General features: G+C 60.5%; 4 protein-coding genes. All 4 read right to left on the bottom strand.

All coding sequences use genetic code 11. From position 1 onward, the window contains the following. Positions 1 to 178 precede the first annotated feature (178 nt). A complete protein-coding gene (gene arfB, locus QRN50_RS19265) occupies positions 179 to 592 on the bottom strand; it encodes an alternative ribosome rescue aminoacyl-tRNA hydrolase ArfB (protein WP_003314723.1) in 414 nt (137 codons plus the stop codon). A 31-nt stretch (positions 593 to 623) separates the two neighbouring features. Next, positions 624 to 2,033, bottom strand: a complete 1,410-nt coding sequence (locus QRN50_RS19260; protein WP_003404128.1) for an amino acid permease — start codon at positions 2,031 to 2,033, stop codon at positions 624 to 626. Positions 2,034 to 2,304: 271 nt separating this feature from the next. Next, positions 2,305 to 3,534 carry a 23S rRNA pseudouridine(2605) synthase RluB gene (gene rluB, locus QRN50_RS19255; RefSeq protein WP_003314721.1) on the bottom strand — a complete coding sequence of 410 codons (1,230 nt, stop codon included), beginning with the start codon at positions 3,532 to 3,534 and terminating at the stop codon, positions 2,305 to 2,307. Positions 3,535 to 3,718: 184 nt separating this feature from the next. Next, on the bottom strand, positions 3,719 to 3,910 hold the full coding sequence (locus tag QRN50_RS19250) for a DUF1289 domain-containing protein (protein ID WP_003314720.1): 192 nt from the start codon (positions 3,908 to 3,910) through the stop codon (positions 3,719 to 3,721). Between the last annotated feature and the right edge of the window lie 287 nt (positions 3,911 to 4,197).

Here is a 4,197-nt window from a genome sequence, read left to right as displayed (position 1 = left end):
GGGAACGGGGCTTTTGTAGGAGCGAACTTGTTCGCGAAGACATTGTTTTGAACGCCAAAATTTCTGCGACGGTACGGGCCCTTTCGCGAACAAGTTCGCTCCTACGGCCTGCGGCCAGAATCAAGCGCAGACTTTTGTATAGCGCTGAGCACTGCGTGGCACGAGACTGAAAAACACCTCAGAAATCCACTTTCCCGCGTCCGGCCTTGATCGAGCCGCGCTTGCTCTTGGACTCCAGGCGCCGGGTCTTGGAGCCGAGGGTCGGGCGGGTCGGGCGGCGTTTCTTTTCGACCTTGGCCGCGTTGACGATCAGCTCGCTCAGGCGCAGCAAGGCATCGGCACGGTTCTGCTCCTGGGTTCGATACTGCTGAGCCTTGAGCACAATTACGCCGTCGCTGGTGATCCGGCTGTCACTCAACGCCAGCAGCCGCTCCTTGTAGAACGGCGGCAGCGACGAAGCGTTGATGTCGAAACGCAAATGCACGGCGCTGGAGACCTTGTTGACGTTCTGCCCGCCCGCGCCCTGGGCACGGATAGCGGTCAATTCGATCTCGGCGTCCGGCAGATGAACGTTGTTGGAAATCACCAGCATCGGGGTCTCTTCTTCTCGGAAAAGGGCAAGGCTATTTGCCAGACTCGGCAGGCACGACAACGCTACGCCTGTTTTTGGCCCGGTAACAGACCCACATCACCGCCAGCCAAACCGGGATCGCATACACCGAGATCTGGATGCCGGGGATCATCAGCATGATGCCGAGGATGAACACCACGAAGGCCAGGCACACATAGTTGCCATAGGGATACCACAGTGCCTTGAACAGCGGCACTTGTGCGGTGCGGTTCATGTGCTGGCGGAATTTCAGGTGCGAGTAGCTGATCATTGCCCAGTTGATCACCAGCGTGGCCACCACCAGCGACATCAACAGTTCCAGCGCCTGCTGCGGCACGAAATAATTGAGCAGCACCGCGACCAGTGTCACGGCGGCAGAGGCGAAGATCGCCTTGACCGGCACCCCGCGTTTGTCGACCTGGGCCAGCGCCCTGGGTGCATCACCCTGCTCGGCCATGCCCACCAGCATGCGGCTGTTGCAGTAGGTGCCGCTGTTGTAGACCGACAGCGCTGCCGTCAGCACCACAAAGTTGAGGATGTGCGCCGCCGTGTCGCTACCCAGCATCGAGAACACCTGCACGAACGGACTGCCGCTGTAGGAATCGCCAGACGCATTCAGGCTGGCCAGCAGGCTGTCCCACGGCGTCAGTGACAACAGCACCACCAGCGCGCCGATGTAGAAAATCAGGATGCGGTAGATGACCTGGTTGATCGCCTTGGGAATTACGGTCTTCGGCTGTTCGGCTTCAGCAGCAGTGAAACCGAGCATTTCCAGGCCGCCGAAGGAGAACATGATGATTGCCAGCGCCATCACCAAACCGCTGACACCATTGGGAAAGAATCCTCCATGCTCCCAGAGATTGCTGACCGAGGCCTGCGGGCCACCGCTACCGCTGACCAGCATGTAGCTGCCCAACGCAATCATGCCGATGATCGCCACCACCTTGATGATCGCGAACCAGAATTCGGTCTCGCCGAAGACCTTGACGTTGGTCAGGTTGATGGCATTGATCAGCACGAAGAAGGCTGCCGCGGATACCCAGCCCGGGATGTCCGGCAACCAGTAATGGATGTATTTGCCGACGGCAGTCAGCTCGGACATGCCGACCAGGATGTACAGCAGCCAGCAATTCCAGCCCGACAGAAAGCCGGCGAAACCGCCCCAGTAGTTGTGGGCGAAGTGGCTGAACGAGCCGGCGACCGGCTCTTCGACGATCATCTCGCCCAGCTGGCGCATGATCATGAAGGCGATGAAGCCACAGATGGCATAACCGAGAATCATCGACGGCCCGGCTGATTTCAGCACGCCCGCCGAGCCGAGAAACAGGCCCGTTCCGATAGCACCGCCCAGGGCGATCAACTGGATGTGTCGATTCTTCAGGCCACGTTTCAGTTCGCCCGAGGGTGAGGTTGTTTCACTCATTCAATAGCCACCTGATCGATCGTGTTCTGTGACGGAATAGAACCTGTTGCGCTCGTGGCGCAACAGAATTGCAGCGTTCGAGGCGGATGGCCCGGAGCGTTGAACAGCACTGTTTCACAGAAAAAAGCGCAGCATTGTACACGTGCATCCCGGCTGAGGTTCAAAACAGGGGGGTCGAGGTGCCGCGGCTGTGTGACCGCACTTTTCAGAGCGCCGAAAACGACAACGCCAGCCCTGTGGACTGGCGCTGCCATTCATTCACACCGCGCGATCACTCGGGCTTGCGACGACCGAAGCCCGGACGCTGACCTGAACCTGCCGGTGGGCCACGACGCTTGCCTGACGGCGCATCATCGTTGACCAGCTTGATGCCGACACGCTTGGGGCCCGGCTTGGCCGGACGCTTGTTCATGTCGCTCGGACGCTCGGCGACCGGCGTGCCACGGCTGTTGTCGGCCGGACGCGGCGCGCGCGAACCGGGCTTGCCCGAATCCTTGCGCGGCGAAGGACGCTGAGTCGAATCGCCACCGCGCGGACGATCACGCTCGCTGCCGGTGATCTGCGGCTGACGCGGCGCGCGCTCGCCGCCGGTCGCCGGAGCACCAGCAGCCGGACGCAAGGTGCGAACGCGCTCGCCTTTGCCCAGAGGGCGCGACGATTGACGCTGCAGACGCTCCATCTTGTCCTTGGTCTTGGCATTCATCTGCGGCTGGGCCACAGGTTGCAGACCGACTTCAGCGGCCAGAATATCGACTTCGTACTGGCTCATTTCGCGCCAGCGGCCCATCGGCAGGTCGGAGTTGAGGAACACCGGCCCGTAACGCACGCGCTTCAGGCGGCTGACCACCAGCCCCTGGGATTCCCAGAGACGACGTACTTCGCGGTTGCGGCCTTCCATCACCACGCAGTGATACCAGTGGTTGAAGCCTTCGCCGCCCGGTGCCTGCTGGATATCGGTGAAGCGCGCAGGACCGTCTTCGAGAATCACACCGTTCTTGAGGCGCAGCAGCATGTCGTCATCGACTTCGCCACGCACGCGAACCGCGTATTCACGGTCCATTTCAAACGACGGGTGCATCAGGCGGTTGGCGAGTTCACCGTCGGTGGTGAACATCAGCAGGCCGGTGGTGTTGATGTCGAGACGACCGATGTTGATCCAGCGGCCTTCTTTCGGGCGCGGCAGACGATCAAACACGGTCGGACGGCCTTCAGGGTCGTCACGGGTGCAGATTTCACCATCGGGCTTGTTGTACATGATGACGCGACGGACCGTTTCGGCCGCTTCTTCGCGCTTGATGACGCGACCATCGACACTGATGGCGTCATGCAGGTCGACGCGTTGACCGAGGGTCGCGTCCTTGCCGTTGACCTTGATACGGCCTTGGGTAATCCAGGCTTCCACGTCGCGGCGTGAACCCACGCCAATGCGCGCCAGAACCTTCTGCAGCTTTTCGCCTGCGGGTCCGATTTCCTGGCTGTCCTGCTTGTCTTTTTCACTCATCTGGGCACCTCCCGGTGTGTCGAATCAGGGCTGGCCGAGAACCGGCAAGACCTGTGCCCGGCGCGCTGTGGATAGCAGCAAGGCGAAATACTTGAAAGCCCGGGCGACACTTGATCGCCGAGGGTCGACCATCATACGCGCCTGCGCCGGTTTACGCATCCGGCGTCAGCGGCAAATGCCCGGATCACTTCTTCTTTTTGCGACCGGCGGTCTTGAGCTTCGCCAGCCGCTTGGCAGACTCATCGAGCACCGTGCGTTTGTCGTCCTTGTCGAGCTTCTTCCAGGACTTGATTTCGCGCTTGCTGCGGCCGCATCCCAGACAAATGTCATCATCGAACTTGCACAGGCTGATGCAGGGGTTCTTGGTCGAACTCATGGGCAGCGAATCTCGTGGCGAGTGGTATCAGATGTGACCCTGGGCTGGCGTATGAATTCGACCGAAGTGCATCGGGCGTTGGCAGGGCAGTTCTGATTGTCGTTCCGCACGCTCCAGGACGAGGTATCAAGAGGACGCAGATCGCTCATGGCTACATACAGGTCTTGTGGGAGCGAGCTTGCTCGCGAAAGGGCCCTTACAGAATCCGAAAATAGCGAGCCTGCACCATCGCCTTCGCGAGCAAGCTCGCTTGTGTCTTTGATCAAGGTAAAGTCTGGGGTGAGAGG

Source organism: Pseudomonas sp. MEJ108 (assembly GCF_030208985.1).
Lineage (GTDB): Bacteria > Pseudomonadota > Gammaproteobacteria > Pseudomonadales > Pseudomonadaceae > Aquipseudomonas > Aquipseudomonas fragariae.
Note: the sequence above shows the minus strand (reverse complement) of the source record. Positions and strands in the feature narration are given on the sequence as shown.

What these genes read in the sequence shown, in the direction of transcription:
- QRN50_RS19250 (WP_003314720.1), bottom strand. Translation starts at nt 3,910, where the DNA reads ATGAGTTCGACCAAGAACCCCTGCATCAGCCTGTGCAAGTTCGATGAT.
- QRN50_RS19260 (WP_003404128.1), bottom strand. Translation starts at nt 2,033, where the DNA reads ATGAGTGAAACAACCTCACCCTCGGGCGAACTGAAACGTGGCCTGAAG.
- rluB (WP_003314721.1), bottom strand. Translation starts at nt 3,534, where the DNA reads ATGAGTGAAAAAGACAAGCAGGACAGCCAGGAAATCGGACCCGCAGGC.
- arfB (WP_003314723.1), bottom strand. Translation starts at nt 592, where the DNA reads ATGCTGGTGATTTCCAACAACGTTCATCTGCCGGACGCCGAGATCGAA.